The 26,569-nt window shown below is 59.7% G+C and carries 19 protein-coding genes and 1 tRNA gene; 13 read left to right on the forward strand and 7 right to left on the reverse strand.

Annotation, left to right across the window (positions count from 1 at the left end):
* Positions 1-79 precede the first annotated feature (79 nt).
* The 3 genes from pnp to AC3WWR_RS05020 all read left to right on the forward strand — a co-directional run bounded on the left by pnp (position 80) and on the right by AC3WWR_RS05020 (position 2,882).
* On the forward strand, positions 80-2,185 hold the full coding sequence (gene pnp, locus AC3WWR_RS05010) for a polyribonucleotide nucleotidyltransferase (protein ID WP_020796539.1): 2,106 nt from the start codon (positions 80-82) through the stop codon (positions 2,183-2,185).
* A gap of 181 nt (positions 2,186-2,366) precedes the next feature.
* A tRNA-Thr gene (locus tag AC3WWR_RS05015) sits at positions 2,367-2,442 on the forward strand.
* A 134-nt stretch (positions 2,443-2,576) separates the two neighbouring features.
* Positions 2,577-2,882, forward strand: a complete 306-nt coding sequence (locus tag AC3WWR_RS05020; protein WP_020796540.1) for a DUF6388 family protein — start codon at positions 2,577-2,579, stop codon at positions 2,880-2,882.
* A gap of 94 nt (positions 2,883-2,976) precedes the next feature.
* Here the strand turns inward: AC3WWR_RS05020 and nadC are convergent, their stop codons facing one another.
* Complete coding sequence (nadC, locus tag AC3WWR_RS05025; protein ID WP_020796541.1) at positions 2,977-3,825, reverse strand: carboxylating nicotinate-nucleotide diphosphorylase; 849 nt, start codon at positions 3,823-3,825, stop codon at positions 2,977-2,979.
* Between the two features lie 242 nt (positions 3,826-4,067).
* Here nadC and AC3WWR_RS05030 point away from each other — a divergent pair, with 242 nt between their 5' ends.
* The 5 genes from AC3WWR_RS05030 (at position 4,068) to AC3WWR_RS05050 (ending at position 9,713) form a co-directional block, all read left to right on the forward strand.
* Positions 4,068-5,444, forward strand: coding sequence for a DUF1631 family protein (locus tag AC3WWR_RS05030; protein ID WP_083348215.1), 1,377 nt, complete (start codon positions 4,068-4,070; stop codon positions 5,442-5,444).
* Between the two features lie 62 nt (positions 5,445-5,506).
* Entirely contained in the window at positions 5,507-6,064 is a 558-nt protein-coding gene (gene ampD, locus AC3WWR_RS05035) for a 1,6-anhydro-N-acetylmuramyl-L-alanine amidase AmpD (RefSeq protein WP_492598541.1), read from the forward strand.
* Entirely contained in the window at positions 6,064-6,900 is an 837-nt protein-coding gene (ampE, locus tag AC3WWR_RS05040) for a regulatory signaling modulator protein AmpE (protein ID WP_020796544.1), read from the forward strand. Before ampD ends, ampE begins: the two co-directional genes overlap by 1 nt.
* Before the next feature lie 1,544 nt (positions 6,901-8,444).
* Positions 8,445-9,149 (forward strand): methyl-accepting chemotaxis protein, encoded by a 705-nt coding sequence (locus AC3WWR_RS05045; protein ID WP_371106603.1) that lies wholly within the window; start codon positions 8,445-8,447, stop codon positions 9,147-9,149.
* Between the two features lie 174 nt (positions 9,150-9,323).
* Entirely contained in the window at positions 9,324-9,713 is a 390-nt protein-coding gene (locus tag AC3WWR_RS05050) for a hypothetical protein (RefSeq protein WP_020796546.1), read from the forward strand.
* Here AC3WWR_RS05050 and AC3WWR_RS05055 read toward each other — a convergent pair whose 3' ends face one another.
* Positions 9,714-10,490 (reverse strand): TatD family hydrolase, encoded by a 777-nt coding sequence (locus tag AC3WWR_RS05055; RefSeq protein ID WP_083348216.1) that lies wholly within the window; start codon positions 10,488-10,490, stop codon positions 9,714-9,716.
* A 3-nt stretch (positions 10,491-10,493) separates the two neighbouring features.
* Positions 10,494-11,489 (reverse strand): catabolite repressor/activator, encoded by a 996-nt coding sequence (gene cra / locus AC3WWR_RS05060; RefSeq protein ID WP_020796548.1) that lies wholly within the window; start codon positions 11,487-11,489, stop codon positions 10,494-10,496.
* Between the two features lie 294 nt (positions 11,490-11,783).
* Between cra and ptsP the strand changes: the two genes are divergently transcribed.
* From ptsP to AC3WWR_RS05075, 3 genes are read left to right on the forward strand one after another with little or no spacing between them, the layout of a single operon-like run.
* A complete protein-coding gene (gene ptsP / locus AC3WWR_RS05065) occupies positions 11,784-14,645 on the forward strand; it encodes a phosphoenolpyruvate--protein phosphotransferase (RefSeq protein WP_020796549.1) in 2,862 nt (953 codons plus the stop codon).
* Positions 14,645-15,586, forward strand: coding sequence for a 1-phosphofructokinase (gene pfkB, locus AC3WWR_RS05070; RefSeq protein WP_492598537.1), 942 nt, complete (start codon positions 14,645-14,647; stop codon positions 15,584-15,586). Before ptsP ends, pfkB begins: the two co-directional genes overlap by 1 nt.
* Before the next feature lie 11 nt (positions 15,587-15,597).
* Complete coding sequence (locus AC3WWR_RS05075) at positions 15,598-17,337, forward strand: PTS fructose-like transporter subunit IIB (protein WP_020796551.1); 1,740 nt, start codon at positions 15,598-15,600, stop codon at positions 17,335-17,337.
* 168 nt (positions 17,338-17,505) lie between these two features.
* Here AC3WWR_RS05075 and AC3WWR_RS05080 read toward each other — a convergent pair whose 3' ends face one another.
* Both AC3WWR_RS05080 and AC3WWR_RS05085 read right to left on the reverse strand, forming a co-directional pair.
* On the reverse strand, positions 17,506-20,034 hold the full coding sequence (locus AC3WWR_RS05080) for a PepSY domain-containing protein (RefSeq protein WP_492598538.1): 2,529 nt from the start codon (positions 20,032-20,034) through the stop codon (positions 17,506-17,508).
* Between the two features lie 241 nt (positions 20,035-20,275).
* The gene (locus tag AC3WWR_RS05085) at positions 20,276-22,618 is read right to left on the reverse strand and encodes a TonB-dependent receptor (protein ID WP_083348217.1); all 2,343 of its coding nucleotides are present in this window, start codon (positions 22,616-22,618) and stop codon (positions 20,276-20,278) included.
* A 207-nt stretch (positions 22,619-22,825) separates the two neighbouring features.
* On the opposite strand from AC3WWR_RS05085, the gene AC3WWR_RS05090 reads away from it, so the two are divergent.
* Both AC3WWR_RS05090 and AC3WWR_RS05095 read left to right on the forward strand, forming a co-directional pair.
* Positions 22,826-23,506, forward strand: a complete 681-nt coding sequence (locus AC3WWR_RS05090) for a Fe2+-dependent dioxygenase (protein ID WP_008057456.1) — start codon at positions 22,826-22,828, stop codon at positions 23,504-23,506.
* Positions 23,503-24,249, forward strand: coding sequence for a tetratricopeptide repeat protein (locus AC3WWR_RS05095; RefSeq protein ID WP_489327330.1), 747 nt, complete (start codon positions 23,503-23,505; stop codon positions 24,247-24,249). Before AC3WWR_RS05090 ends, AC3WWR_RS05095 begins: the two co-directional genes overlap by 4 nt.
* A 117-nt stretch (positions 24,250-24,366) precedes the next feature.
* Here the strand turns inward: AC3WWR_RS05095 and AC3WWR_RS05100 are convergent, their stop codons facing one another.
* Together AC3WWR_RS05100 and AC3WWR_RS05105 are read right to left on the reverse strand one after the other, a co-directional pair.
* On the reverse strand, positions 24,367-25,530 hold the full coding sequence (locus AC3WWR_RS05100) for a type III PLP-dependent enzyme (protein WP_020796555.1): 1,164 nt from the start codon (positions 25,528-25,530) through the stop codon (positions 24,367-24,369).
* Positions 25,531-26,002: 472 nt separating this feature from the next.
* Positions 26,003-26,338 carry a hypothetical protein gene (locus AC3WWR_RS05105; protein WP_489327332.1) on the reverse strand — a complete coding sequence of 112 codons (336 nt, stop codon included), beginning with the start codon at positions 26,336-26,338 and terminating at the stop codon, positions 26,003-26,005.
* Between the last annotated feature and the right edge of the window lie 231 nt (positions 26,339-26,569).

A 26,569-nucleotide genomic window follows, 5' to 3' on the forward strand; every position in this document is an offset into this window, starting at 1 on the left:
TCGGGCCGATTCCCGGTGTTGCCCAAGAATTTCGCAAGAACCCAGTTTCCCCAAGAGCCACAAAAGAAGGTAGGACACCGTGAACCCGGTAATCAAAAAATTCCAGTTCGGTCAGTCGACCGTTACCCTCGAGACTGGCCGTATCGCCCGTCAGGCCTCCGGCGCAGTATTGGTCACCGTTGACGACGACGTCAGCGTATTGGTGACCGTCGTTGGTGCCAAGCAAGCCGATCCAGGCAAGGGTTTCTTCCCACTGTCTGTTCACTACCAGGAAAAGACTTACGCTGCCGGTAAGATCCCTGGCGGTTTCTTCAAGCGCGAAGGCCGTCCTTCCGAGAAAGAAACCCTGACTTCCCGACTGATCGACCGTCCGATCCGTCCGCTGTTCCCTGAAGGCTTCATGAACGAAGTGCAGGTTGTCTGCACCGTCGTGTCCACCAGCAAGAAGACCGATCCGGACATCGCTGCGATGATCGGTACCTCGGCTGCCCTGGCCATCTCCGGCATTCCTTTCGATGGCCCGATCGGCGCTGCCCGCGTTGCCTTCCACGAAAGCACCGGCTACCTGCTGAACCCGACTTACGAACAACTGAAGGCTTCGAGCCTGGACATGGTCGTTGCCGGTACTTCGGAAGCTGTCCTGATGGTTGAATCGGAAGCCAAAGAGCTGACCGAAGACCAGATGCTGGGCGCAGTATTGTTCGCCCACGACGAATTCCAGGCCGTGATCCAGGCCGTCAAGGAGCTGGCTGCCGAAGCTGCCAAGCCAACCTGGACCTGGGCTCCGCAAGCTGAAGCCACTGAACTGCTGGGTGCGATCCGCGCCGAGTTCGGCGAGGCGATCTCCCAGGCCTACACCATCACCATCAAGGCTGACCGTTACGCTCGCCTGGGTGAGCTGAAGGACCAGGTCGTCGCCAAGCTGTCCGGCGAAGAAGGCCAACCTTCCGCTGCTGAAGTCAAAGCGGCTTTCGGCGAAATCGAATACCGCACCGTTCGCGAAAACATCGTGAACGGCAAGCCACGTATCGACGGTCGCGACACCCGTACCGTACGTCCGCTGAACATCGAAGTCGGCGTTCTGCCGAAGACTCACGGTTCGGCCCTGTTCACCCGTGGCGAAACCCAGGCCCTGGTAGTTGCGACGCTGGGTACTGCCCGTGACGCACAACTTCTGGACACCCTGGAAGGCGAGAAAAAAGACCCGTTCATGCTGCACTACAACTTCCCTCCGTTCTCGGTGGGCGAGTGTGGTCGCATGGGTGGCGCTGGTCGTCGTGAAATCGGTCACGGCCGCCTGGCACGTCGTTCGGTTCAGGCCATGCTGCCTGCCGCTGACGTGTTCCCGTACACCATCCGCGTTGTATCGGAAATCACCGAATCCAACGGTTCGAGCTCCATGGCTTCCGTTTGCGGTGCTTCCCTGGCCCTGATGGACGCTGGCGTCCCAATGAAGGCACCGGTTGCCGGTATCGCCATGGGTCTGGTTAAAGAAGGCGAGAAATTCGCCGTCCTGACCGACATCCTGGGTGACGAAGACCACCTGGGCGACATGGACTTCAAGGTAGCCGGTACCGCCAAAGGCGTGACCGCGCTGCAGATGGACATCAAGATCAAGGGCATCACCGAAGAGATCATGGAGATCGCTCTGGGCCAAGCCCTGGAAGCGCGCCTGAACATCCTCGGCCAGATGAACCAGATCATTGGCCAGTCGCGTACCGAGCTGTCGGAAAACGCTCCGACCATGATCGCGATGAAAATTGACACCGACAAAATCCGTGATGTCATCGGTAAAGGCGGCGCGACCATTCGTGCGATCTGTGAAGAGACCAAGGCTTCGATCGACATCGAAGACGACGGTTCGATCAAGATCTTCGGTGAAACCAAGGAAGCTGCAGAAGCTGCTCGTCAGCGCGTCCTGGGTATTACCGCTGAAGCCGAAATCGGCAAGATCTACGTCGGTAAGGTTGAGCGCATCGTCGACTTCGGCGCATTCGTCAACATCCTGCCTGGCAAGGACGGTCTGGTTCACATCTCCATGCTGAGCGATGCTCGCGTAGAGAAAGTGACTGACATTCTGAAAGAAGGTCAGGAAGTGGAAGTGCTGGTACTGGACGTGGACAACCGCGGCCGTATCAAGCTGTCCATCAAGGACGTAGCGGCGGCGAAGGCTTCGGGCGTTTAATCACTCCCGCATCTGACCGCTGAACAACAAAACGCCCCGACTGGTTCGGGGCGTTTTGCCATGTGCAGAAAAATCAAAGGATCGTAGCCTTATGCGGGCGTTGCAGAAGGCTGCGATCTTTTGATTTTTAACAGTGTTCGAAGTTGCCTGGCCCCATGGTCAGTGCTAGGTTTAGCCCACTGCCCGTGTAGCTCAGTCGGTAGAGCAGCGCACTCGTAACGCGAAGGTCGCAGGTTCGATTCCTGTCTCGGGCACCAGCGACACGTTGTTTTCAGATGATCCCGAATGGTTCTGAAGGCCAGAAAAGCCGGGCTTCACGCGGTTTTTTTGCGTCAGAGAGATCCTTGATGATCCAGATCCATCTTCCATTCCCCCGATCAAAGAGAACGCCATGACCGTTAAAGAATTGTCTCAAGAAGCCAGACACGAAGAAGCCCTCAAGAAATACGTGCTGGACGTACCCCATTTGCTGGAAGAGATCAAGGACTTGCCACCCGATGATCAGAAGGACCAGATCCAGTGGGCATTCGAGGATGAAGCCGAAGCCCAGGGCTTGCAGCCGTGGGAGTTGACGCTCAAGTACACCTCGACCCCTGAAGAGTACGAGACCGAACGCCTGAAACTGCACAAGGAAGCGGCCGAGGTCTTGGGTGTGGAATGGGAAGAGTACTGCGAGATGAACAATCTGGTGGTCTGACAAAAACGCTCTTTAAGAGGCCGGCTTGCCGACGATAGCGTCCTTCAGATCGCCATCGCCGGCAAGCCGGGCTTCTACAGGTATGCGTTGCGGGTCACAGACTCAGTCGCATCGACAGATCGACAGCCTTCACATCCTTGGTCATCGCCCCAATCGAAATGTAATCCACCCCGGTTTCGGCAATCGGCAGCAGCGTGCTTTCGTTGATCCCGCCGCTGGCCTCCAGCTTTGCCTTGCCGTTGTTCAAGCGCACGGCTTCGCGCATGTCATCCAGGCTCAGCTCATCAAGCATGATGATGTCGGCACCGGCCGCCAGGGCTTCCTTGAGTTCATCCAGGCTTTCCACTTCGACTTCTACCGGCTTGCCCGGCGCAATCTTGTGGGCGGCGGCGATGGCCTGCGGGATGCCACCGCTGGCGGCGATATGGTTTTCCTTGATCAGGAAGGCGTCATACAGGCCGATGCGGTGGTTGTGGCAACCGCCACAGGTTACGGCGTACTTCTGCGCCAAACGCAGCCCTGGCAGGGTTTTGCGGGTGTCGAGCAGTTTAACTTGGGTATTGGCAACGAAGTCCGCCAACTGCTGCGCGCGAGTGGCAACGCCAGAGAGCATTTGCAGGAAGTTCAGCGCGCTGCGCTCCCCCGTCAGCAGCGAGCGAGCTGGCCCTTCGAGGTGGAACAGTACCTGATTGGGTTTGACCCGCTCGCCATCGGCAACCTGCCAGTGCACCGCAACCCGTGGGTCGAGCTGGCGAAACACGGTATCCACCCAGGCGGTGCCGCTGATGACGGCAGCGTCGCGAGTGATGATGGTGGCTTTGGCCAGGCGTTCAGCAGGGATCAGCTGTGCGGTGATGTCGCCGCTGCCGATGTCTTCGAGCAACGCGCGGCGCACGTTGGCTTCGATTTCGGCGTTCAAGTCGGCGAGACGTAGATTCGGCATAAGGCGCTCCACAAACAAAGTGCCCCGATTATAGGGCCATGGTACTGAGCAACCCAAGGCGTCAGAACGGTTGCTGGCGTTCTGAAGCCTGCATTTGGTCGATTGCGTGTGTGATGCCCCCTTGGGGCTGCCTCCTTTTCCTGCGAAGTACGCGCCGGGGTGGCGCAAGGACGCCCTTTACCTGATAATTCGCCTTGGATTTGACGTCATGGCTTTGACGGTCTGGAATTTCAGGAGGCTGGATGCACATCGACGGGAATGTAGTGCCATTGCGCAGGGTCGCTAGTGACCAGGCGACGCAACTGCCACTCGCCCGCCTGCCTGTCATTGTGTTGCAGGTTCGCGACAAGGCGACGCAACAGCTCAGGCAGGGCTTGCAGGCGCTGTTCGATAATGCCGACGATACCCTCTTCGAAATGGCCGACCGGGCACCTGACGATGTTGAGCAGAATCTTTTCTTTGAGGCGATGCGCGATTTGCGTTTGAAACGCAAAAGTATCGAGCGGTTGTTTTTCGAGCAACTCTTCAAGGCGTTCATCAACCTCGGCCAATGCGATCTCGCCTACAGGATGCTGCCTCGGTCATTGTCTCCCAATGCGAGTGTTGCGCCGACTGATGACGCGCCCGAACGCAACCTGGCTGTGCAAGCGATGGTCAACAAGGTGCTCTACCGCGACGGTTTCGCCCTCGACCAGCTCACCGCACGCCTCAGTACGTTGTTGGGAAGGACGCTGATCGAACAGCACAATCCCCTGGGGCCCACGGTGCTCTGCAAGTGCTTCCTGGCGGCCGGGCGTCACCTCGGTGTGGACATCAAGGTCAAGCTGATCATCCTCACGCTGTTTGATCGCTATGTGCTCAGTGGCGCCGGCCAGCTTTACGCCCAGGCCAACCAACTGTTGATCGCCACCGGCGTGCTGCCAGGCCTGACACCTGCCCCTACAAACGACACGATGGATAACAACATCGCTTCTGAGCTTGCCATGCCGGAAGGTGAGCAAGCTGACGCGCTCACCCGTGACGAACGCCGACGCATTGAACGGCTGGAGCAGCGGATTCGCGACGCCGAAGAAAGTCACGCCCAGACCGCTTTGGCCCGCCAGCGAGTAGAGCAAGCTTTGAACCAGGCTCTGCTGGGTAAGACATTGCCGCAAAGTGTGCTGGCATTCGTGCTCGAGACTTGGAGCAAGGTATTGCTACTGACCTGCCTCAAGCGTGGCCATCTGTCACTGCAGTGGCAGGCTGATGTGCAGACCATGATGCAATTGATCTGGAGCGTCCAACGTCATGACCCGCCCGATGCTCGTGAGCATTTGTTGACGCTGGTTCCGGCGTTGCTAAAGGCATTGCGCGAAGGGCTGAGCGGTTCGGCGTTCGATCCATTTGCGACCCGTGCGTTTTTCAGCGAGCTGGAGTACCTGCACGTTCAAATGTTCGAGCATCCAGGGCATTCGCGAGCCGATGCGACAGCGACGGTCGAGGTATTGGAGCCAATCATCCTGCCTACGGCTGAGGAAGGTCCGGTTGATACTGCACGTGTGTTCGACGATGGCGTATTGTTTGAACCAGACCTGGCTTCAGTGATGGGCAAATTGCAGTACCTCAATCGCGTCAAATGATCGCCCCCGATGGCCTATCGCGGCATACTGGCGCCAACACAGTCGTCGTTGAAGGAACCTGTATGCAGTTGGACCCCGCCAGCGGTTGGTGCAAAGGCGTGCATTTATGCCCCTCGCCCAACTTCAATGCGCGCCCCGAGGGCGAAATTTCCCTGCTGGTGATCCACAACATCAGCCTGCCGCCAGCGCAGTTCAAGACTGGAAAGGTGCAGGAGTTTTTCCAGAACCGCCTGGATGTCACGGAGCATCCCTATTTTGAAGGGATTGCGCACCTGCGGGTTTCCGCGCACTTTCTGATCGAGCGTGACGGCACCGTCACTCAGTTTGTTTCTTGCCTTGAGCGTGCCTGGCATGCGGGCGTGTCGAGTTTTGAAGGGCGGGAAACCTGTAACGATTTTTCCATAGGCATCGAACTCGAAGGCACGGATGATCTGCCGTTCGACGATGCGCAATATCGAGCGTTGACGACCCTGACCCGGCAGTTGCAATCGGCATTTGCGGCCATCACCACGCAGCGTATCTGCGGGCACAGCGATATCGCCCCTGGGCGCAAGACCGATCCGGGACCCGCGTTCGATTGGGCACGCTTTCGCGCGGCCTTGGCACAAGAGGAAGGATAATGAGTTTTCTGGTGTTGCTGTTGGCGGTATGGATCGAGAAGTTTTCGGCCCTGCGCCACCGGGTTCAGCACGACGCTGGCTGGATTCGTGAGCTGAACAAGCTAGAGCTCAGCCCGCGTCTGGTAGAGCGGCCGTGGCTGGTCCTTGCCGTGCTGGTGTTGTTTCCAGTGGCGGTGCTGGGCTTGCTGCTGGTGGTGCTCGACCCCGTAGCCTACGGTCTGTTGGCGTTGCCGGTGCATTTGCTGGTGGTGATCTACAGCCTGGGGCGTGGTGACCTGCTGGGGGAGCTAGGATCCTTTCGCGATGCCTGGCGTCGCGAAGACCTGCAAGCGGCGGCTCATGTGGCCAAGCGTGACCTGGACATCTGCGCCGACAATGCCGAGCAACTGCTGGAGCGGGTCGAAGGGCATTTGCTGTGGGAGGCCTACCAGAGCTTTTTCGCGATAATTTTCTGGTACTTCCTGCTCGGGCCGGTGGCCGCGCTGAGTTATCGATTGCTGGCGCTGGCAGAAGAACACGGGCAAAACCCGGCTGTGGTCGAGCGTGCTGCGCAACTGCGCCATGCATTCGACTGGGTGCCGGTGCGTCTGTTGGCAGCGAGCTTTGCCCTGGTCGGCAACTTTGTCGCGGTCAGCCGGGTGATGTTGCACGAACTGTTGAACTGGAACATCAGCGCTGCCCAATTGATCGAAAAGGTCGGGCTGGTAGCCGGTGAGATTCCAGCCCCGGTGGTCGGGCCTGAAGGCGTCAACAGCCTCGATCGCATCTGGGAGTTGCTGCTGCGAGCGGCAGTGCTCTGGTATGCGGGGTTTGCGTTGTGGACGGTTCTGCCGTAGGCGCTGGGTTGCCGGCGAACCAGGCGCCGCGGTGTGTCTGTAGCACCGCGTCATCGTTCTTCGCGGGAATGCCGTCACTCTTAAAATGTGTCTTCCGTTAACCTTAAGTTACAAAAATCTCCCCTGATTTACGCTATACAGAGATAGCGCCGAATACTGGCTATCTGCCGTCTCGCTGCGCCCGCCAATAAAAATAAGAAATCGAAGGGAGACTTCCAGTGAAGAGCTTGCTCTATCCCGCCGTCGCGCTGATGAACCGCCTGAGCTTCGGCATGAAGTTCAGCCTGATCAGCGTACTGTTCCTGGTGCCGATGCTGGTAACCAACTTCTACCTGGTGCGTGATTCCTATCGCGAGTTCCAGGGCACCCGGGTCGAATTGCAGAGCCTGGATCTGTTGGGTAGCAGTCTCGCGTTAAGGCGTGATCTGGAAACCCTGAACAATCTTGTGCAGATCAACGTCGCCTTGGGCCAGTCGGGCAAGGCGGGAAATGTCGAGACGCAGATCGGTACGCTTGAACAAGGTGTCCTGGCACGTTTGCAGGGCTTGACGGCAATGGCCACCGATCCGGAGCAGGTCGTGCTGTTCGATGCCAAGCGCGATGAAATGATCAGCGCATTCAAAGCGCAGCAGACGGAAAAGTCCCTGCAAAGCAAAAGTGCACTGATCAGCAAGCTGCTCGGCAATGCGCAGGTCTTCGGCCAGATCATCGCCAGTCAGGCCGGTCTCAGCCACGATAGCCAGAGTGACATGCGTCAGCTGAGCGAGCTCGTCACCAACATCACTCCGCGCGTTACCCAGATGCTGGGTGAAGGTCGCGCATTGGGCTCCTCTTCCCTGGGCCAGGGGTTTCTCAATTCGTCGTCGAGCACGCGTTTCGATGAATTGCTGGTACAGCTCGACAAGCTCCATGCCGAGTACGGCCTGAAGCTGCAGGACGCAACGGGCTCGAGCAACGCCGCACGCGAAACCCTGGCGACCCAGGCTGACAGCAGCAAGGCCTCGTTGAAAAAGGCCAGCGAACTGTTCGAAGAGCAGGTGGTGATGGCCGACACGCTCGATGCACCATGGCAGGCCTTTTACGATCAGGTCTCGGCGCTGATGGGCCAGACCTATCAACTCAATGAAGCCACCTTGAAATTTCTCGGCACCCAGTTGCAACAACGCCTGGAACAGAACCGCACGCACATGATTCTGCAGGCTGTGGCGCTGTCGGTGGTGTTTGTGCTGATTTTTTATCTTTACGGCGCCTTCTACGCCTCGACCCGCACCACCCTCAAACGTCTTGGCGAGGTCATGGACAAAGTGGCGGCCGGCGACATGACGGTCACTTTCAACGCCCACAGTCGTGATGAGCTGGGTGAGTTGGGCGAGGTGTTCAACGGCACCGTGAAAAAGATCCATGACTTGATCGAGCGTGTCGGACAGACCGTCGGCGAGGTCGAGCGCCAAGCCGGGCAAGTAGAGAGTGTCTCCGCGCAAAGCAACCAGGCCGTGGCCGGTCAGCGCTCGCAGATCGAGCAGGTCGCCACGGCGATGAATCAGATGTCGGCCACGTCCCTTGAGGTGGCGCGCAGTGCTGCCGCCGCCGTCAGCAGCGCCCACAGTGTCAACGACGAAACGGCGAGCGGTCGTGGGCTGGTGGAATCGCAGCAGGGCAGCATCGCTGCGCTGGCCAGTGAAATCGACCAGTCGGTGCAGGTGATCAACCAACTGGCCAGCGACAGCCAGTCCATCAGTCGTGTGCTGGAGGTGATCAAGAGCATTGCCGAACAGACCAACTTGCTGGCACTCAATGCCGCTATTGAGGCAGCCAGGGCGGGTGAGCAGGGGCGCGGATTTGCGGTGGTGGCGGATGAAGTCCGCACACTGGCCAAGCGCACCCAGCAATCGACCGAAGAGATCGAACAGATGATCGCCAAGCTGCATGGCGGTGTTGGGGCCGCGGTCAAGGCGATGAGCGTCAGCCATGAGATGGCCAATGGAACGGTGGGGCAGTCGGAAAAGGTCCAGCAAGCCCTGGACAATATCCTGGGCGCTGTCGGCATGATCGTCGATCAGAACCAGCAGATTGCCGCGGCTGTGGAGCAGCAGACCGCCGTGGCCCACGACATTGACCAGAACATTGTCGAGATCAATCGTGCCGGAGAGCGTACTGCCGAAGGTGCGCACCAGACGGAGGATGCCAGTCGCGCGCTGTCGGCGCAGGTGGTGCAGCTCAAGCAGTTGATCAGCGCCTTCCGGGTCTGAAGACATCTCACCAACCTGTGGGAGTTCAGTCCCACAGGTTGGTGAGCGCCTGAAATTTCTGTAGTACCTCATCCTCTTCTTTTGTAGGAAAGGTCCTTATTTTCTTAGGAACTGCTTTTTTCGTCTTCAATGAAGGACTATCAACGTCACTGACCGCATGGAGGAGGCACGGTTATGGCTGTCGCAACACTTGGTATCCAGGGGCGCTGTGCACATTGCCAGCGCACGCTATTGCTCAAACCCTGGCAACTCAATGCCATTGCAATCAACGAAGCATTCACCTGTACCCACTGTCAGAAAGCCCTGCAACTGAGCGACCCGAAACAGATCAGGCGCTTCAAGACCCTGGACTCGTTAGCCATGTTGAAGGCCAGCCTGCTAATCATGATTTGCAGCACATTGCTGGTGGCGTTGGTACTGGAATGGATTGGAATGCTCAGCGTCGTGGAGCAACTGAACATTTCACTGGTGGCGATTTTCGTCTACTTCGTTGCTCTTCGATTCGCCCGCCAGCGTCAGCACATGACGTTGATTCTCGAGGCCGCCAAGGCCCACGTCGACTGATTACCAGTTGAACAGTTCACGGGCGTTGGCGCTGCTCGCGGCGGCCAGTTGTTCCGGGGCGAGCGACATGATTTGCGCCAGCGCCGTGCAGATCGCTGGCAAGTGCGCCGGGCTGTTGCGCTGGCCGGGGAACATCGCTGGCGCCATGTCCGGCGAGTCGGTTTCCAGCACCACCGACTCCAGTGGCAAGTGGGCGAGTACGCGGTGCATGCGCAGTGCCTGGGGCCAGGTCGCAGCGCCGCCGAGGCCGAGCTTGAAACCGAGCTTGATGTATTCGCGCGCTTCTTCCTGACTGCCCGCGAAGGCGTGGATGATTCCGGCGCGTTTCAACTTGAAACGCTTGAGCGTGGCAATCACCGCCGCATGACTGCGCCGCACATGGATCAGCGCGGGCAGGTGGAAATCCACCGCCAGTTGCAGTTGCGCATCGAACGACGCCTGCTGTCGTTCGCGGTCCAGGGTTTCGATGAAGTAGTCCAGGCCGATCTCGCCCACCGCACACAGCTGGCGATGGCCGGCCAGTCGCCCCAGCCAGTCGCCCAGTTCGGTGAGATGTTCGGGGCGATGATCCTCCAGGTACACAGGGTGCAAACCGAACGCCGCATGCAGGTCGGGATCGCTTTGCACCAATTCCCAGACGCGCTGCCAATTACCCTGATACACCCCCAATACCACCATTTCACGTACCCCGAGAGCACGGCTCTGGGCCATCAGTGCCTGACGATCCGCGTCGAAGTCGGGGAAGTCCAGGTGGGTGTGGGTGTCGATCAGGTCCATGGCTCAGTCCTGGCGAATACGTTGTTTGAACGTCCGCGCGATGGCCAGCACACCGGGTTGGTAATCGGACTGCTCGATGGCTGCCAGGGCGAGTGCGAGCGCCTTGTCGGCAATCAATTGGTGTTGTTGTGCCATGGCGTTCACCGGCAGCGGCAGGAAATCCAGCAACTGGGTGTCTCCAAATGTGCCGAGGCGCAGCGGGCGGGTTTTCAACGGGAAATCGTGCAACGCATCGAACACACCCTGAAGCAGTACATAGGACGTCGTCACCAGGGCCTCGGGCAAATGTCCTACGCGTTGGATCAGTTCTTCCATCAACTGCTTGCCGCACTCACGGCTGAACGAATCAGCGTGTTCGATGAGCACTTCGCCGTCGTACCCGACCAGGGCCTGCTTGAAGCCAGCAGCCCGTTCCTGGCTGATGCTCAATTCGGGACGCGCGCCGATCAAGGCGATCTGCTTGGGCAACGGCTCAAGCAGGCTTTGGGTCAGGTGCAGGCTGGCCTCTCGGTCATCGCTGATCACCGAGCAGAAATATTCAGGCTCCATGACCCGGTCGATGGCGATGATCGGAATGCCTTTGGCTTGCAGTTGGCGATAGCTGTCGTCACCCCGCGGCAGGCAACTGGCAACGATCAGGGCATCACAACGACGGGCGCGGAACAGTTGCAGCAATTGCCGTTCGCTGTCGGGTGCATCGTCGGAACTGGCAATCAATAGCTGGTAGCCACGCGCCCGGGCACCTTGTTCAAGGAGCTTGGCGATCCGCGCGTAACTGGGGTTTTCCAGGTCCGGCAGAATGAAGCCCAGGGTCCGGGTGTGGCGACTGCGCAGGCCGGCCGCCTGGGGATTAGGCGTGAAACCATGTTCTTCGACGACCGCGCGCACGCGCTCAACGGTGGCGCTGCTGATACGTTGCTGTTCGGCCTTGCCGTTGATGACGTAGCTGGCGGTGGTGACGGACACACCGGCCAGCTGGGCTATATCACTGAGTTTCAACCCGCTATTCCTTGTTTTTTCGAGCTTGCCTCGACATTTTCACCAATCCTACCCGATTCAGGCAGGCGACCTTGGTCACAACGCATCCGACAAGTTGGGCTTCAACGATGCACCATTATCGAGTAACGTGCCAATCACTCTAGGTTAAACGATTCAGCAAGCGTATTTTCTACATTAATGGCTGCTTTGGCCGGTTCTGCCGTGAAACCGCCGAAGATTGTTTTAAGACAAAGGCCTAAGCTGAATCATTCAAAAACAATACCTGGCGCCCCAAGGGCGCCAACAGGAGACAGCATGCTCGAGCTCACCATAGAGCAGATATCCATGGGCCAGTCGGCTGTGGATAAATCCGCCGCGCTGCAACTGCTGGCCAGGCACCTGGTCGACGATGGTCTGGTTGACGAAGGCTACCTCGCCGGCTTGCAGGCACGCGAAGCCCAGGGCTCGACTTTTCTTGGTCAAGGTATTGCCATCCCCCACGGTACGCCAGAAACCCGCGACCAAGTGTTTTCCACGGGCGTGCGCCTGATGCAGTTCCCCGACGGCGTGGACTGGGGTGACGGACAGATCGTCTACCTGGCGATCGGGATTGCCGCCAAATCCGACGAACACCTGCGCCTGCTGCAACTGCTGACCCGCGCGCTCGGCGAGACCGACCTTGGCCAAGCCTTGCGTCGCGCCAGCAGCGCCGAGGCCTTGCTGAAACTGCTGCAAGGCGCGCCGCAAGAGCTGGCGCTGGATGCGCAGATGATCGGCTTGGGCGTCGCTGCCGAAGATTTCGAAGAGCTGGTCTGGCGTGGCGCGCGGTTACTGCGTCAGGCCGACTGCGTCAGCAATGGTTTCTCCGCCGTGTTGCAGCAAGTCGAAGCGCTGCCGCTGGGCGATGGGCTGTGGTGGCTGCACAGTGAACAAACGGTCAAGCGTCCAGGCCTGGCGTTCGTCACCCCGGACAAACCGCTGCGCTACCTCGGTCAACCGCTGAGCGGCCTGTTTTGCCTGGCCAGCCTGGGCGAGGCCCACCAAGCGTTGCTCGAACGCCTGTGTGCGTTGCTGATTGAAGGTCGCGGCCATGAGTTGGGCCGTGCCACCAGTTGCCGCGCGGTGCTTGAAGTGCTCGGCGGCGAGTTGCCGGCAGACTGGCCGAGCGCACGCATTGCGCTGGCCAACGCCCACGGTCTGCATGCCCGTCCGGCGAAGATCCTCGCGCAACTGGCGAAAAGTTTTGAAGGCGAGATTCGCATCCGCATCGTCGACGGCCAGGACAGTGCGGTGTCGGTGAAAAGCTTGAGCAAACTGCTCAGCCTGGGCGCCCGTCGTGGGCAGGTGCTGGAAATCATCGCCGAGCCGAGCATCGCCGCCGATGCCTTGCCCGCTCTGTTGACCGCGATTGAAGAGGGCCTCGGTGAAGAAGTCGAGCCGTTGCCAGCGGTGAGCCAGCCTCGTGAAGAAATCGTCGAGGTGGCCCAAGTACTGCTCGCCCCGGCGCCGGGCAGTCTGGTGCAGGCCATCGCCGCCGCTCCGGGAATCGCCATCGGCCCGGCGCATATCCAGGTACTGCAAACCATCGATTACCCGCTACGGGGAGAGTCCGCCGCCATCGAGCGTGAGCGCCTCAAGCAAGCGCTGGCGCACGTGCGCCAGGACATCGGCGGCTTGATCGAACGCAGCAAGGCCAAGGCTATCCGCGAGATTTTCATCACCCACCAGGAAATGCTCGACGACCCGGAGTTGACCGATGAGGTCGACACCCGTCTCAAGCAGGGCGAAAGCGCGGAAGCGGCGTGGATGTCGGTGATCGAAGCCGCTGCCAGGCAACAGGAGTCCTTGCAGGACGCCTTGCTCGCCGAGCGCGCCGCCGATCTGCGCGATATCGGCCGTCGAGTGCTGGCGCAGCTCAGTGGTGTCGAAACACCGCATGAACCTGAGCAGCCCTACATTCTGGTGATGGACGAAGTCGGTCCGTCCGATGTGGCGCGCCTTGATCCGGCCCGTGTCGCCGGTATTCTCACCGCCCGCGGTGGCGCCACCGCTCACAGCGCGATTGTTGCGCGGGCCTTGGGAATTCCAGCCCTGGTCGGTGCCGGTGCCGCGGTGTTGCTGCTGGCGCCGGGCACGCCGCTGTTGATCGATGGCCAACGCGGGCGTTTGCATGTGGACGCCGACGCGGCGACCTTGCAGCGCGCCACCCAGGAGCGTGATACCCGCGAGCAACGCCTGAAGGCCGCCGCCGAACAACGCCATCAACCGGCGTTGACCACCGATGGCCATGCCGTCGAAGTGTTCGCCAATATCGGTGAAAGTGCCGGCGTCACCAGTGCGGTAGAGCAGGGCGCCGAAGGCATTGGTCTGTTGCGCACCGAATTGATTTTCATGGCCCACCCGCAAGCGCCGGACGAGGCGACCCAGGAAACCGAATACCGCCGTGTTCTCGATGGCCTGGCCGGTCGTCCGCTGGTGGTGCGCACCCTTGATGTCGGTGGCGATAAACCGCTGCCGTATTGGCCGATCGCCAAGGAAGAAAATCCGTTCCTCGGGGTGCGCGGCATTCGCTTGACCCTGCAACGGCCGCAGATCATGGAAGCCCAGTTGCGCGCCTTGTTGCGCGCCGCCGACAACCGCCCGCTGCGGATCATGTTTCCGATGGTCGGCAGCGTCGACGAGTGGCGCCAGGCGCGGGACATGACCGAACGCCTGCGCCTGGAAATTCCAGTGGCGGACCTGCAATTGGGCATCATGATCGAAGTGCCGTCGGCGGCCTTGCTGGCGCCGGTGCTGGCCAGGGAAGTCGACTTTTTCAGCGTTGGCACCAATGACCTGACGCAATACACCCTGGCCATCGACCGTGGCCATCCAACCTTGTCGGCCCAGGCCGATGGCTTGCATCCGGCGGTGCTGCAGCTGATCGACATCACCGTGCGCGCGGCCCATGCCCATGGCAAATGGGTCGGTGTGTGCGGCGAGTTGGCGGCCGATCCGTTGGCGGTACCGGTGTTGGTTGGCTTGGGCGTGGATGAACTCAGTGTCGGCGCACGCAGCATTGCCGAGGTCAAGGCGCGGGTTCGCGAACTCAGCCTGACCCAGGCTCAAACCCTTGCCCAACAGGCACTTGCCGTGGGCAGCGCGAATGAAGTGCGCGCATTAGTGGAGGCTTTGTAATGGCCAGGATTTTAACCCTGACCCTCAACCCGGCGCTGGACCTCACCGTCCAGCTTGCGCGCCTGGAACCCGGTCAGGTCAACCGCAGCGACACCATGCACACCCATGCTGCGGGCAAAGGGGTGAACGTGGCGCAGGTGTTGGCGGACCTCGGGCATCAATTGACCGTCAGCGGTTTTCTCGGTGAAGACAATCAGCAAGCTTTCGAAAACCTGTTCGCCAAACGCGGTTTTGTCGATGCGTTCATTCGTGTTCCCGGTGAGACGCGCAGCAACATAAAGCTGGCGGAAAGCGATGGACGTATCACCGACCTCAATGGGCCAGGGCCGCTGGTCAGCGCCGCGGCGCAGCAGGCATTGCTCGAGCGTCTCGACCAGATAGCGCCGGGGCATGATGCGGTAGTGGTTGCCGGCAGTCTGCCCCAAGGCATCAGCCCGCAGTGGTTGCAGGCATTGATCGGGCGATTGAATGATCTGGGCTTGAAGGTCGCCCTGGACACCAGTGGGCAAGCATTGCGGGCGGCGCTCAAGGCTGCTCCATGGTTGATCAAGCCCAATGCCGAGGAGTTGGCTGAAGTGCTCGGTGGCGAGACGGTGTCGGTCCTGGCCCAGGCGCAAGCCGCGAGTCGCCTGCACGCCCAAGGCATCGAGCATGTGGTGATTTCTCACGGTGCCGAGGGTGTGAACTGGTTCAGCGTCGGTTCGGCGCTGCATGCCACGCCGCCGAAAGTCAGCGTCGCCAGTACGGTAGGCGCGGGCGATTCGTTGTTGGCCGGCATGCTCCACGGGTTGCTCAGTGCCGATACGCCTGAACAAACCTTGCGCACCGCCACGGCGATTGCCGCGATGGCGGTCACCCAGATCGGCTTCGGTATCAGCGATGCAGCGCAACTGGCGCAGCTCGAACAGGGCGTGCGCGTGCGCGCCCTGACAGAACAATAAGAGGGTTGGTCATGAAGTTAGCCATTGTTACTGCCTGCCCGAACGGCATGGTCACCAGTGTGCTGTGCGCCCGGTTGCTCGATGCCGCGGCCCAGCGTCAGGGCTGGAGCACCAGCGTGGAGATCAGCGATTCGGCACATCCCGAACGGCAACTGTCGGCCGCCACGATCGAGGCGGCCGAGTGGGTGTTGCTGGTGACCAGCGCGCCTGTGGATATGTCGCGTTTTGTCGGTAAGCGTTTGTTCCAGAGTACCCCTGCCCAAGCGCTGCAAGACGTCGAAGCGGTATTGCGCCGTGGTGCTGAAGAGGCTCAGGTGTATGTCGCACCGCAAGCCGTGGTTGAGCCGGTGGCCGTCGTTAAAAACGCGCCGCGACTCGTTGCCGTGACGGCCTGTCCAACCGGTGTCGCCCACACTTTCATGGCCGCCGAAGCCTTGCAGCAAGCGGCCAAGCGCTTGGGCTATGACTTGCAGGTGGAAACCCAGGGTTCGGTCGGCGCACGCAATCCGCTGAGCGCCCAAGCGATTGCCGACGCCGATGTGGTGCTGCTGGCGGCGGACATCGAAGTGGCCACCGAGCGATTCGCTGGCAAGAAAATCTACCGTTGCGGCACCGGCATTGCCCTCAAGCAGGCTGAAGCGACACTCAATAAAGCATTGGCCGAAGGCAAGCAGGAAAGCGCTTCGACCGGTGCCAAGGGGCCGGTCAAACAAGAGAAGACCGGGGTCTACAAACACCTGTTGACCGGCGTGTCGTACATGTTGCCGATGGTGGTGGCAGGCGGCTTGATGATTGCCTTGTCGTTCGTATTCGGCATCACCGCCTTCAAGGAAGAGGGGACGCTGGCGGCGGCGCTGATGCAGATCGGCGGCGACACCGCGTTCAAGCTCATGGTGCCGCTGCTGGCAGGCTACATCGCTTATTCGATTGCCGACCGTCCGGGCCTGGCGCCGGGGATGATCGGCGGCCTGCTGGCCAGCACCCTGGGTGCCGGTTTTATCGGCGGGATCATTGCCGGTTTCCTCGCCGGGTACGCGGCGCAGGCGATCAATCGTTATGCGCGGTTGCCGCAGAGTCTCGAGGCGCTGAAACCGATCCTGATCATCCCCTTGCTGGCAAGCCTGTTCACTGGCCTGGTGATGATCTACGTGGTCGGCAAGCCGGTGGCGGGCATGCTCGCCGGGCTCACGCATTTCCTCGACAGCATGGGCACGACCAACGCGATTCTGCTCGGCGTGCTACTGGGCGGCATGATGTGTGTCGACCTTGGCGGGCCGATCAACAAGGCCGCGTATGCGTTTTCGGTCGGGCTGCTGGCGTCGCAGAGTTATGCACCGATGGCGGCGACCATGGCCGCCGGCATGGTGCCGCCGATCGGCCTGGGCATCGCCACGTTCATTGCCAGGCGCAAGTTCGCCCAGACCGAACGCGAGGCGGGTAAAGCGGCCTTGGTACTGGGGCTGTGCTTTATCTCCGAAGGCGCGATTCCATTTGCCGCCAAAGACCCGCTGCGGGTGATCCCGGCGAGCATTGCCGGCGGTGCGCTGACCGGTGCGTTGTCGATGTACTTCGGCTGCAAGTTGATGGCGCCCCATGGTGGGTTGTTTGTGTTGGCGATTCCGAATGCGATCAACCATGCATTGCTGTACTTGCTGGCGATTGTGGCGGGGAGTTTGTTGACGGCGGTGGTGTATGCGCTGGTCAAGCGGCCGGAAGTGGTGGAGATGGCGGTGGAACCCGTCAACGCCTGACACTGGCCCCCTGTAGGCGCTATCAGGCTCCGGGCGTTAAATCAGATTGATCGTTCCCACGCTCTGCGTGGGAACGCAGCCCGGGACGCTCCGCGTCCCTTCCGGAGCCGAACGCGGAGCGTCCGTTGAGGCATTCCCACACAAAGCGTGGGAATGATCACTGTAGGGTCAGTAAACGTCGCGGCGGTAGCGGCCTTGTTCGATCAAGCGCTCGACTTCGGCGATGCCCAACACATCGTTCAGCACCTGATCGACGCCTGCGGCCATCCCCTGAAGACTGCCGCAGATGTAGATCACCGCACCCTCCGCCAGCCATTTCTTCAGCTCTTCGGCCGAATCGCGCAAGCGATCCTGCACGTAGATCTTCTCGGCTTGATCACGCGAGAATGCCAGGTCCAGGCGCTGCAAGTCGCCGGAAATCAACCACTCCTCCAGCTCGTCGCGGCACAGGTAATCGTGTTCGCGATTGCGCTCGCCGAACAACAACCACTGGCGTTGCTGGCCATCGGCGATGCGCGCCTTGAGCAGGCTACGCAAGCCAGCGAGTCCCGTGCCGTTGCCCAGCAGGATCATCGGCACCGGTTCATTGGGCAGGTGGAAACCGCTGTTGCGCCGCACGCGCAGGCTGATGCTGCCGCCCACGGCGGCGTGTTCGGTCAGCCAGCCGGAGCCGACGCCAAGGGTGCCATCAGGGTGCAGCTCCTGGCGCACGATCAATTCCAGGATGCCGTCGGCGGCTATCGAGGCGATGGAGTATTCGCGCATGGCCAACGGCACGAGGGCATCCACCAGGGACTGCGCATGCAGGCCGACCAAATGGCTGCGGTTCTCGGGCAGCTGCCGGCTGGCGAGGGCTTGTTCCAGCGGTTGCGACAAACCCTCGTGGGTAATCGTCGCGCGACCGTCGATCCCCAATCCTTCGAGGAAGTGCTCGATGGCCCAAGGGCAATTGCGCGGTAGCACCTCCACCAGGTCACCGGCCAGCCAGCTGTTGGTACCTGGCGCCTTCAGGCCCAGCAAGTACACCGATGAGCCGCTGCTGTCGGGGTTGAGCAATTCCCTGCGGACCAGCGTCCAGTTTTCGTAGCTCGGTGCTTGCCAGGTGCCCACAGGCGCCTGACCGGTCAACAGGCCCAGTTGCTGCTGCCAGTGACGCAAGGCATAGGGATCGCCGCTGTCGACTTCCACCGGCGCGAACAAGGTCTTGCCGCCGTGCTCGCCCAGCCACTTGTGCAGGCGCTGGGCAAACCCGCAGAAGTGTTGATACTGCCGGTCGCCGAGTCCCAGCACGGCATAGTTCAGGCTGTCGAGGCTTAACGACCGGCCCAGCACCTTGCGCTCGAAACCCCGGGCGCTGTCCGGCGCTTCGCCGTCACCGAAGGTGCTGACCACAAACAGCGCGTTGTTCGAAGCATGCAGGTCCTGCTCGCTGACATCCGCCAGTGGCTGCACCTTCACCGGCAGGCCCGCCGCCTGCAACTGGCCGGCGGTCTGCCAGGCCAATTGCTCGGCAAAGCCACTCTGGCTGGCGAAACCGATGAGCCAGGCCGGGGTGTTACTGTCGGGTTGTGCCAGGCCTTTGCGGGCGTCCTTGATCTGGCGTTTCTTGCGTCGACGATCCAGGTACAGCAGCCATCCGGTGACGAAGAACAGCGGCATGCTCAGGGCCGTGAGCGTCAGGACGATGCGCCCGACGATGCCGAAATAGCTGCCCACGTGCAGCGCGTAGATGCTGGTCAACAACTGCGCCTTGAAACTCTTGTCGCTGTAGCGGTCATGCCGTTTGATCGCGCCGGTCACCGGGTCCAGGGTGATCTGGTTCAGCGCGCGGTCGTGGGGCGAGTTCTTCAACAGGTAGAAAACAGTTGCCGGTTGCCCGGCCACGGACGGCATGCGGGTGTTGTAGAAACTCAGGTCGGGACCGGCAGCGCTGTAGATGCTGCTCCACATCGCCGAGTAGTCGACCACCGGTGCCGGACCGCTTGGCCCAGGGCCGCGTCCACCGCGAACACGTTCATTCTGTGGCGAATCGGAGAGCAGGCGTGTCAGGCCCTTGTTGTACCACTCGTAGGACCAGGACAACCCGGTCAGCGCGGCCAGGAGATAAAACACCAGGCACCAGGTGCCGGCAACCGAATGCAAGTCCCAATTGAAGCTGCGGCCTTTTTTCTTCCAGTCGAGGGTCAGCCAGGCGCGCCAGCTTTTCCACTGGCGAGGCCAGCGCAGGTACAGGCCGGACAGGCAGAAGAACACCAGGATCAGGGTGCAGGCGCCCGTGATTTGCCGGCCGGTATCGCCCATGGCGAGGAAGCGGTGCAGTTGCAACATCAGGCCGAAGAAGCCTTGGCCGGTGGCGTCGCCCAGGAGTTCGCCGGTGTACGGGTCGACGTAACGCATGGGGCCGCGACGCTCGCCCGCTGGCGGGGTGAAGAACACTTTTGCGGCAACGTCGCTGTCGATGCCGACCGAGAGCATCGCCACTTTCATCTGCGTCGCCGCCTCGATCTTCTCCACCAGGTCAGCCGGTGGCAGCACGCCGGCGACTTGTTTCTGGACCTGCAACACGGAAGGGTTCAGCGCGTACAGGATTTCATCCTGAAACGAGACCGTCGCCCCGGTAATGCCCATCAGGGCCAGGACGAGCCCTGCGCTGATGCCAAGAAACCAGTGCAACTGGAACAGGGTTTTCTTCAACACGTCGCTCGCCTTGCTCGTTTAAAAATAGTCATCACGGCGCGCATTATGCCGTGGGTTATCGAGGAACATTCCCTTTACACACAAAAGCCCCGTTCACCTGGATGAACGGGGCCTGACCCCTGTAGGAGCTGCCGCAGGCTGCGATCTTTTGATCTTGATTTTGGGCGGTGGTGCAATCGCCGAAGATCAAAAGATCGCAGCCTGCGGCAGCTCCTACAGGTTTGTGTCCATGCTTCTGTTATCAGAAGTGGAAGTTGGTGCTCAACAAGGCAGTCCGGCCCGCCGCCTGGTTGGCGAAGTGGTTGGAGAACGCCTTGTCGTAGTAGGTAACGTCGGTCAGGTTCTGCACGTTCAGCTGCAGGTCGATGTTCTTGGTCAGCTTGTACGCGGCCATCGCGTCGTAGCGCACATAGTCATTGACCATGGTGGTGTTGGCCACGTTACCGAACACGTCGTCGACATAGAACGCACCGCCACCGATGGTCAGCCTTGGCGTGACCTGGTAGGTCGTCCAAAGGCTGGCGCTGTTTTTTGGCGTGTTAGGCAGTTCGTTGCCGTCGTTGGCTTTGTTTGCCGGCAGGTCACCACCGTCGACTTGCTCGCTGTCCATGTAGGCGTAACCGGCGAAGACTTGCCATTTGTCGGTGATCTTGCCAGTGGCCGAAAGCTCGACACCCTGGACGCGGGTCTTGCCAGCGTTTTCGTATGTGGTGGTATCGACCTGGACGCGGGCGTTGTCTTTTTCGGTGCGGAAGATATCGGCAGTCAGCGACAAGCGATCGTTGAGCAGGTCCCACTTGGTACCGATTTCGTAGTTCTTGGTGGTTTCCGGTTCCAGGTCGCTGCTTATTTGGTTGCCGTTGCGATCAGGAGTGCCAGGCAACGAATTGGTTTCCACGGCTTCACCCAGAGAGTTCCCCGGCGGGGTGGCAGAGGTGGCATAGGAAGCGTAGATGCTGCCGTTTTCAGCAGGTTTGTAAACAACGCCGAACTGACCGGTGACGAACTCGCTGGTGTCCTTGGCTTTGGCCGGCACGCCTTTGTTCACGACCGTTGCCCCGCTGGCATCATAAGTGCGGTACTGAGTCTCGAAATGGTCGTAGCGCAGGCCCATGTTCACCAGCCACTGCTCGGACAGCTCCAGGGTGTCGAACACGTACAGTGCGTAGGTGTTCGCCTTGGTGTCGGTGCCGGCGTAGTTGCGGGTGATCGAACCGTTCCATGGATCGTTCGGGTTCGGGTTCGACAGCGAGGTGCAGTTGTAGCCGCTGGGTGCGCCGATGATTGCCGGGTTGCACGTGGTGGTGACTGGAGTGGTCCCTGGCGTGGTGTCGGTGTTGACGGTATATGAGGACTTCTTGCTTTCCTCGCGGCTCAACTCGATACCGGTCGCGAAGCTGTTCTTGAAGCCTGCGATGTAGACATCACCAAACAGGTCGGTCTGGTTGGTCGTCGTATCGGTGTTGCTGACGCGGGTGTTGGCCCGACGCCACACGGTACCGTTGTTGACGTTGCCCTTGCTGTCGTCCGGCTGGGTCAGGATGTAGTCCTGCATGCTGCTGCCGTGGCGCAGGGTGTTCTTGACGGTCAACGCGTCGTTCAGGTCGTGCTCGATGGCGATGGTCGCGGTGTCGGTACGACCCTTGCGGAAGTCACGATCGGTCAGGCCGTAGAAGTTGCTGCTATCGCCGCCGGCATAGGGCTTGTCCGGATTGGACTTGGTGCGGGCAGCCGAGCCACCGGCCGGGATGGTGTAGGGAATACCCGAATCTGGCGTGTCGTTGCTTTCCAGATGGTAGTAGTCAAGGTTGACACGGGTGTCGGTGCCCAGGCCGAAGGCCAGAGAAGGCGCGACGCCCCAGCGATCGTAGTCGACGCTTTCGCGACCGGCGACATTGCTTTCGTGACTCATCAGGTTCAGGCGACCGGCAACGGTGTCGGAGAACTGGTAGTTGCCGTCCATGGTGTAACGCTGGGTCTGGTCCGAACCCCAGGTAAAGCCACCGTCGAACGAGTCGCCCAGATGCGCTTTCTTGCTCACCAGGTTGATGCTGCCACCGGCAGCGCCGCGACCGCCAATGGCGGAGTTAGGGCCCTTGCTGACTTCGATCGATTCAACGGCAAAGATCTCACGGCTCTGCGAACCGGTATCGCGCACGCCGTCCAGGTAGGTATCGCCCTGGGCATCGAAACCGCGGATGAACGGACGGTCGCCCTGAGGGTTGCCACCTTCACCGGCACCGAAGGTGATGCCCGGGACGGTACGCAGTGCGTCCTGCATGTTCAGGGCGCCGGTGTCCTTGAGGACTTGTTGCGGGATGACAGTGATCGAGCGCGGAGTGTCTACCAGGGGCGCGGTGTACTTGGGCGAGGAGGCTTTTTCGACGTTGTAGGAGGTCTCATCCTGGGCTTCGCCGGTGATCGCGGTTGCGCCGAGGGAAATCGTGTTGCTCGGTGCCTGCTCGTTGGTTTTTTCCGCCGCGAAAACCATTTGGCCCGCAGAGCCGGCAGTGATCGCCACGCCAATTGCAGAAGCGAGTAAACGCGGTGAACTGACCGGTAGTTGTGGTTGTTGGCGTGACATTTTTATTCCCCTCCCCAAGGATTTGAGGCGGCGGAATATAGTGTAAACACGTATTTGTATCAATTGCGAAAAATTACTATTCGCACTGAATTTACAATCTTTACAATTTAGCCTTACGGTTTTTACTGTTTCGTTCGTCTCGCGGGTTTTACAAGGGCAATAAGAATCAATACCATTGGCATCCCTTTGCTTTCTGGTGCTTGCCCCATGCTGCTGCACATTCCCGGCCTGTTCGAAAAAGAAGAAGTGCAGCGCATTCGCGAGGCTCTGCAACAGGCCGATTGGGCTGATGGCAAGATCACGGCCGGGTACCAGTCGGCCAAGGCCAAGCACAATCTGCAGTTGCCGGAAGGCCACCCGCTGGCCAAGGAAATCGGCGCGGCCATGCTGGAGCGGCTGTGGAAAAACCCGCAGTTCATGTCAGCAGCGTTACCGCACAAGGTGTTTCCTCCGTTACTGAACTGTTACACGGCTGGCGGCAGTTTCGATTTCCACATCGACAACGCGGTGCGTCAGCCCAAGGGCAGTATCGAACGGGTGCGCACCGACCTCTCGGCCACTTTGTTCTTCAGCGAACCTGAGGATTACGACGGCGGGGAGCTGGAAATCCAGGACACCTACGGCACCCAGCGGGTGAAGTTGCCGGCGGGTGACATGGTGCTGTACCCCGGCACCAGCCTGCACAAGGTCAACGCCGTCACCCGTGGTACGCGCTACGCCTCGTTTTTCTGGACCCAGAGCCTGGTGCGCGAAGACAGCCAGCGTGCGCTGCTGTTCGAGATGGACGGGGCGATCCGGCAGTTGACCCAGGACGTGCCGGATCACCCGTCATTGATCCGCCTGACGGGCACGTATCACAACCTGTTGCGCCGTTGGGTCGAGGTATGAGTTTTCAATTGCGCCGCCAAGAGGTACTCGATGGAGACCGTCTCAAAGCCATGCTCGACGAAAGCCCGGCCCGTGCGGCCCAGGCGATCGTAGCAGCAGCCCGCGAGGGGCTTGTCGATGCCCAGGCGCTGCTTGGGCAGATCCTGCTGGATGGAAATGGAATCGCCCAGGATCAACCGCTGGCGTTGCGCTGGTTCGACATCGCCGCCCGACAAGGGCACCTGATGGCCCGCAACATGCTGGGGCGATGTCACGAACACGGCTGGGGGTGTGTGGCCGATGCTGCAATGGCTGCTCGGCATTATCGAATCGCCGCGCAAGCGGGGCTGGATTGGGCGATGTACAACTACGCCAATCTGCTGGCGACCGGGCGTGGGGTGGCTGAGGATCAATCGTCGGCACTGAACCTGTATCGTCGAGCTGCCGAGCTTGGCCATGCGAAATCGATGAACCTGCTGGGGCGCTATCTGGAAGAGGGGCGTGTTTGCCCGGCAGATCCCCAAGCGGCTCGGGACTGGTATCGGCGCTCGGCAGAGGGAGGGGATTTTCGTGGGCAGTTCAGTTTTGCGGCGGTGTTGGCCGCAGAGGGGAGTATCGATACTGCATTGGTCTGGCTACGCAAGGCATTGGCCAATGGCAATCTGAACTTTCTTCGGGTGGCGAGCCAGGCGCTCATGGGCGCAACCGAGCCCCGGATTCACGCAATGGCCGACGACTACGCCAAACGTTGCGCCGAACTGTAGGCACACCTGAAGACAGATCGTTCCCACGCAGAGCGTGGGAACGATCAGGTACAAAAAATTTCAGGCACAAAAAAGCCCATGACTCGTCATGGGCTTTTTGATTTCGGCGTGTAGCGCTTACACGTAGAACGACTTCAACGGCGGGAAGCCATTGAATTCAACCGCGCTGTAGCTGGTGGTATAGGCGCCGGTCGACAGCCAGTACAAGCGATCACCGATCGCCAGGTTCAGCGGCAGGCCGTACTTGTAGTTTTCGTACATGATGTCGGCGCTGTCACAGGTTGGGCCGGCGATGACGACTTCTTCCATCTCGCCTTTCTTTTCGGTCCAGATCGGGAACTTGATGGCTTCGTCCATGGTTTCGATCAGGCCGGAGAACTTGCCCACGTCCGTGTATACCCAACGCTCGACGGCGGTGCGGGATTTACGGGCGACCAACACCACTTCGCTGACCAGGATGCCGGCGTTGGCGATCAGGGAGCGGCCTGGTTCCAGGATGATTTCCGGCAGGTCGTCGCCGAAGTCTTCCTTGAGGAAGCGAATGATTTCTTCGGCGTAGGTTTCCAGGCTGTTGGTGCGGGTGATGTAGTTGGCCGGGAAGCCACCGCCCATGTTGATCAGCTTCAGTACGATGCCGTCTTCTTCCTTCAGGCGTTCGAAGATCACCTTGACCTTGGCGATCGCGGCATCCCAGACGCTGATATCGCGCTGCTGCGAGCCTACGTGGAAGGAGATGCCGTAAGGCACCAGGCCCAGGTCACGGGCCAGGATCAGCAAGTCCATGGCCATGTCGGTCTGGCAGCCGAATTTGCGCGACAGAGGCCAGTCGGCGGTGGTCGAGCCTTCGGTCAGGATGCGTACGTAGACTTTCGAGCCCGGTGCGGCCTTGGCGATGTTGCGCAAGTCGGCTTCGGAGTCGGTGGCATACAGGCGCACGCCCTTCTCGAAGAAGTAGCGGATGTCCTTGGATTTCTTGATGGTGTTGCCGTAGCTGATCTGATCGGCGCTGACGCCGCGGCTCAGCACTTTGTCCAGCTCGTAGATCGAGGCGATGTCGAAGCTCGAGCCTTTCTCTTTGAGCAAGTCGATGATTTCCACCGCCGGGTTGGCCTTGACCGCGTAGTAGACCTTGGCGAATTCGAAACCGGCGCGCAGGTCATCGTAGGCCTGGCTGATCATCGCGGTGTCGATCACCACGAACGGGGTTTCTTGCTTGTCGGCGAACGCCTTCATTTTCTGGAAGGTTTCACGCGCGAAATAGTCTTCGACCTGGATCGACATGCTGGGAACTCCTACTGGCAAACTGAAATTATCAATGGGTGCAAATGAACGTCCTCCGTATCCCCACTTTGGTTCGCCTACTTCCCAAGGCATGTCGCCGAAAGCAAAAAGGCCATGGGAAGCGCTGCTTTCCCTTGGCCTTGCTGTCTCGTCGTCAGTACTTGAGCCGGATGGATCGTTTCCAGCATGGACGTTCGGCGCGAACTTTAGGGCGTGAGGGGCTTGAGATCAACAAAAAATGTCGCGTTTTTGCACGCATCCGTCGTAAGGCAGCCTACAGCTACCTGTGTAACCGACAGGGATGACGGATTGATGTTCCCCCAGGAGGGAGATTTGAAAGGAATTCGAACGGTTTTTGTGGCGAGTGAGCAAGCTCCTTCACCACAAAAACTTTGTTTCGGTGGAAAAGTCAGCAGTAAAGTGACTACATGTGTTGGGTTGCTGGCTTGGTGATTTTTAAAACTAGATTTGATTAAACTGCATTGACAGCAAATGTCGTGGTTGCTTTCAGGTTTGGATAGTTATGCACTGTTGCAGTTACTGTTACGTTGTAGCTTCTCTGTACACTAGGCAAATGGATTCTTGCGAATTGAGTGCCAGTTTTAATGGCAGTCATATTGGAAGCCGGCTGCGATGATACTTCCCAGTTGATAAACTCATTGGGGAATGTACTTCCGTTTGGGCCGTGCACGCTCACGCCGGTGTTAGCATTGAGGGGGTTTCCGGTTTTTATAGGCTGTGCAGGGATGCCGCTAATTCTGATTTCATTCGGCACGTTTTTCACACTTTCAGTTGTTTCAGTTTTCATTAATCTAATCCTTGATTCGAAAAAGTTATTGGTCACTCGAGCAAGCTGTTGTGATTCAGATATTTTGTTTGAATCCGGACTGATGGTGTCACGAGTCGAAAGGTGTTGAAACTATCTGAAGTGTTAGTTTTAAGAGTTAAAAAGAATGGAAATTGTGTTTTTGTGAGAGTTTTCTATTTCTAATAGGGGGCAGCTCCTAAAATATAAAGCAGCCTATTACCCCCCTCCATC

It is taken from the genome of Pseudomonas sp. EB271-G4-1, from assembly GCF_058791355.1.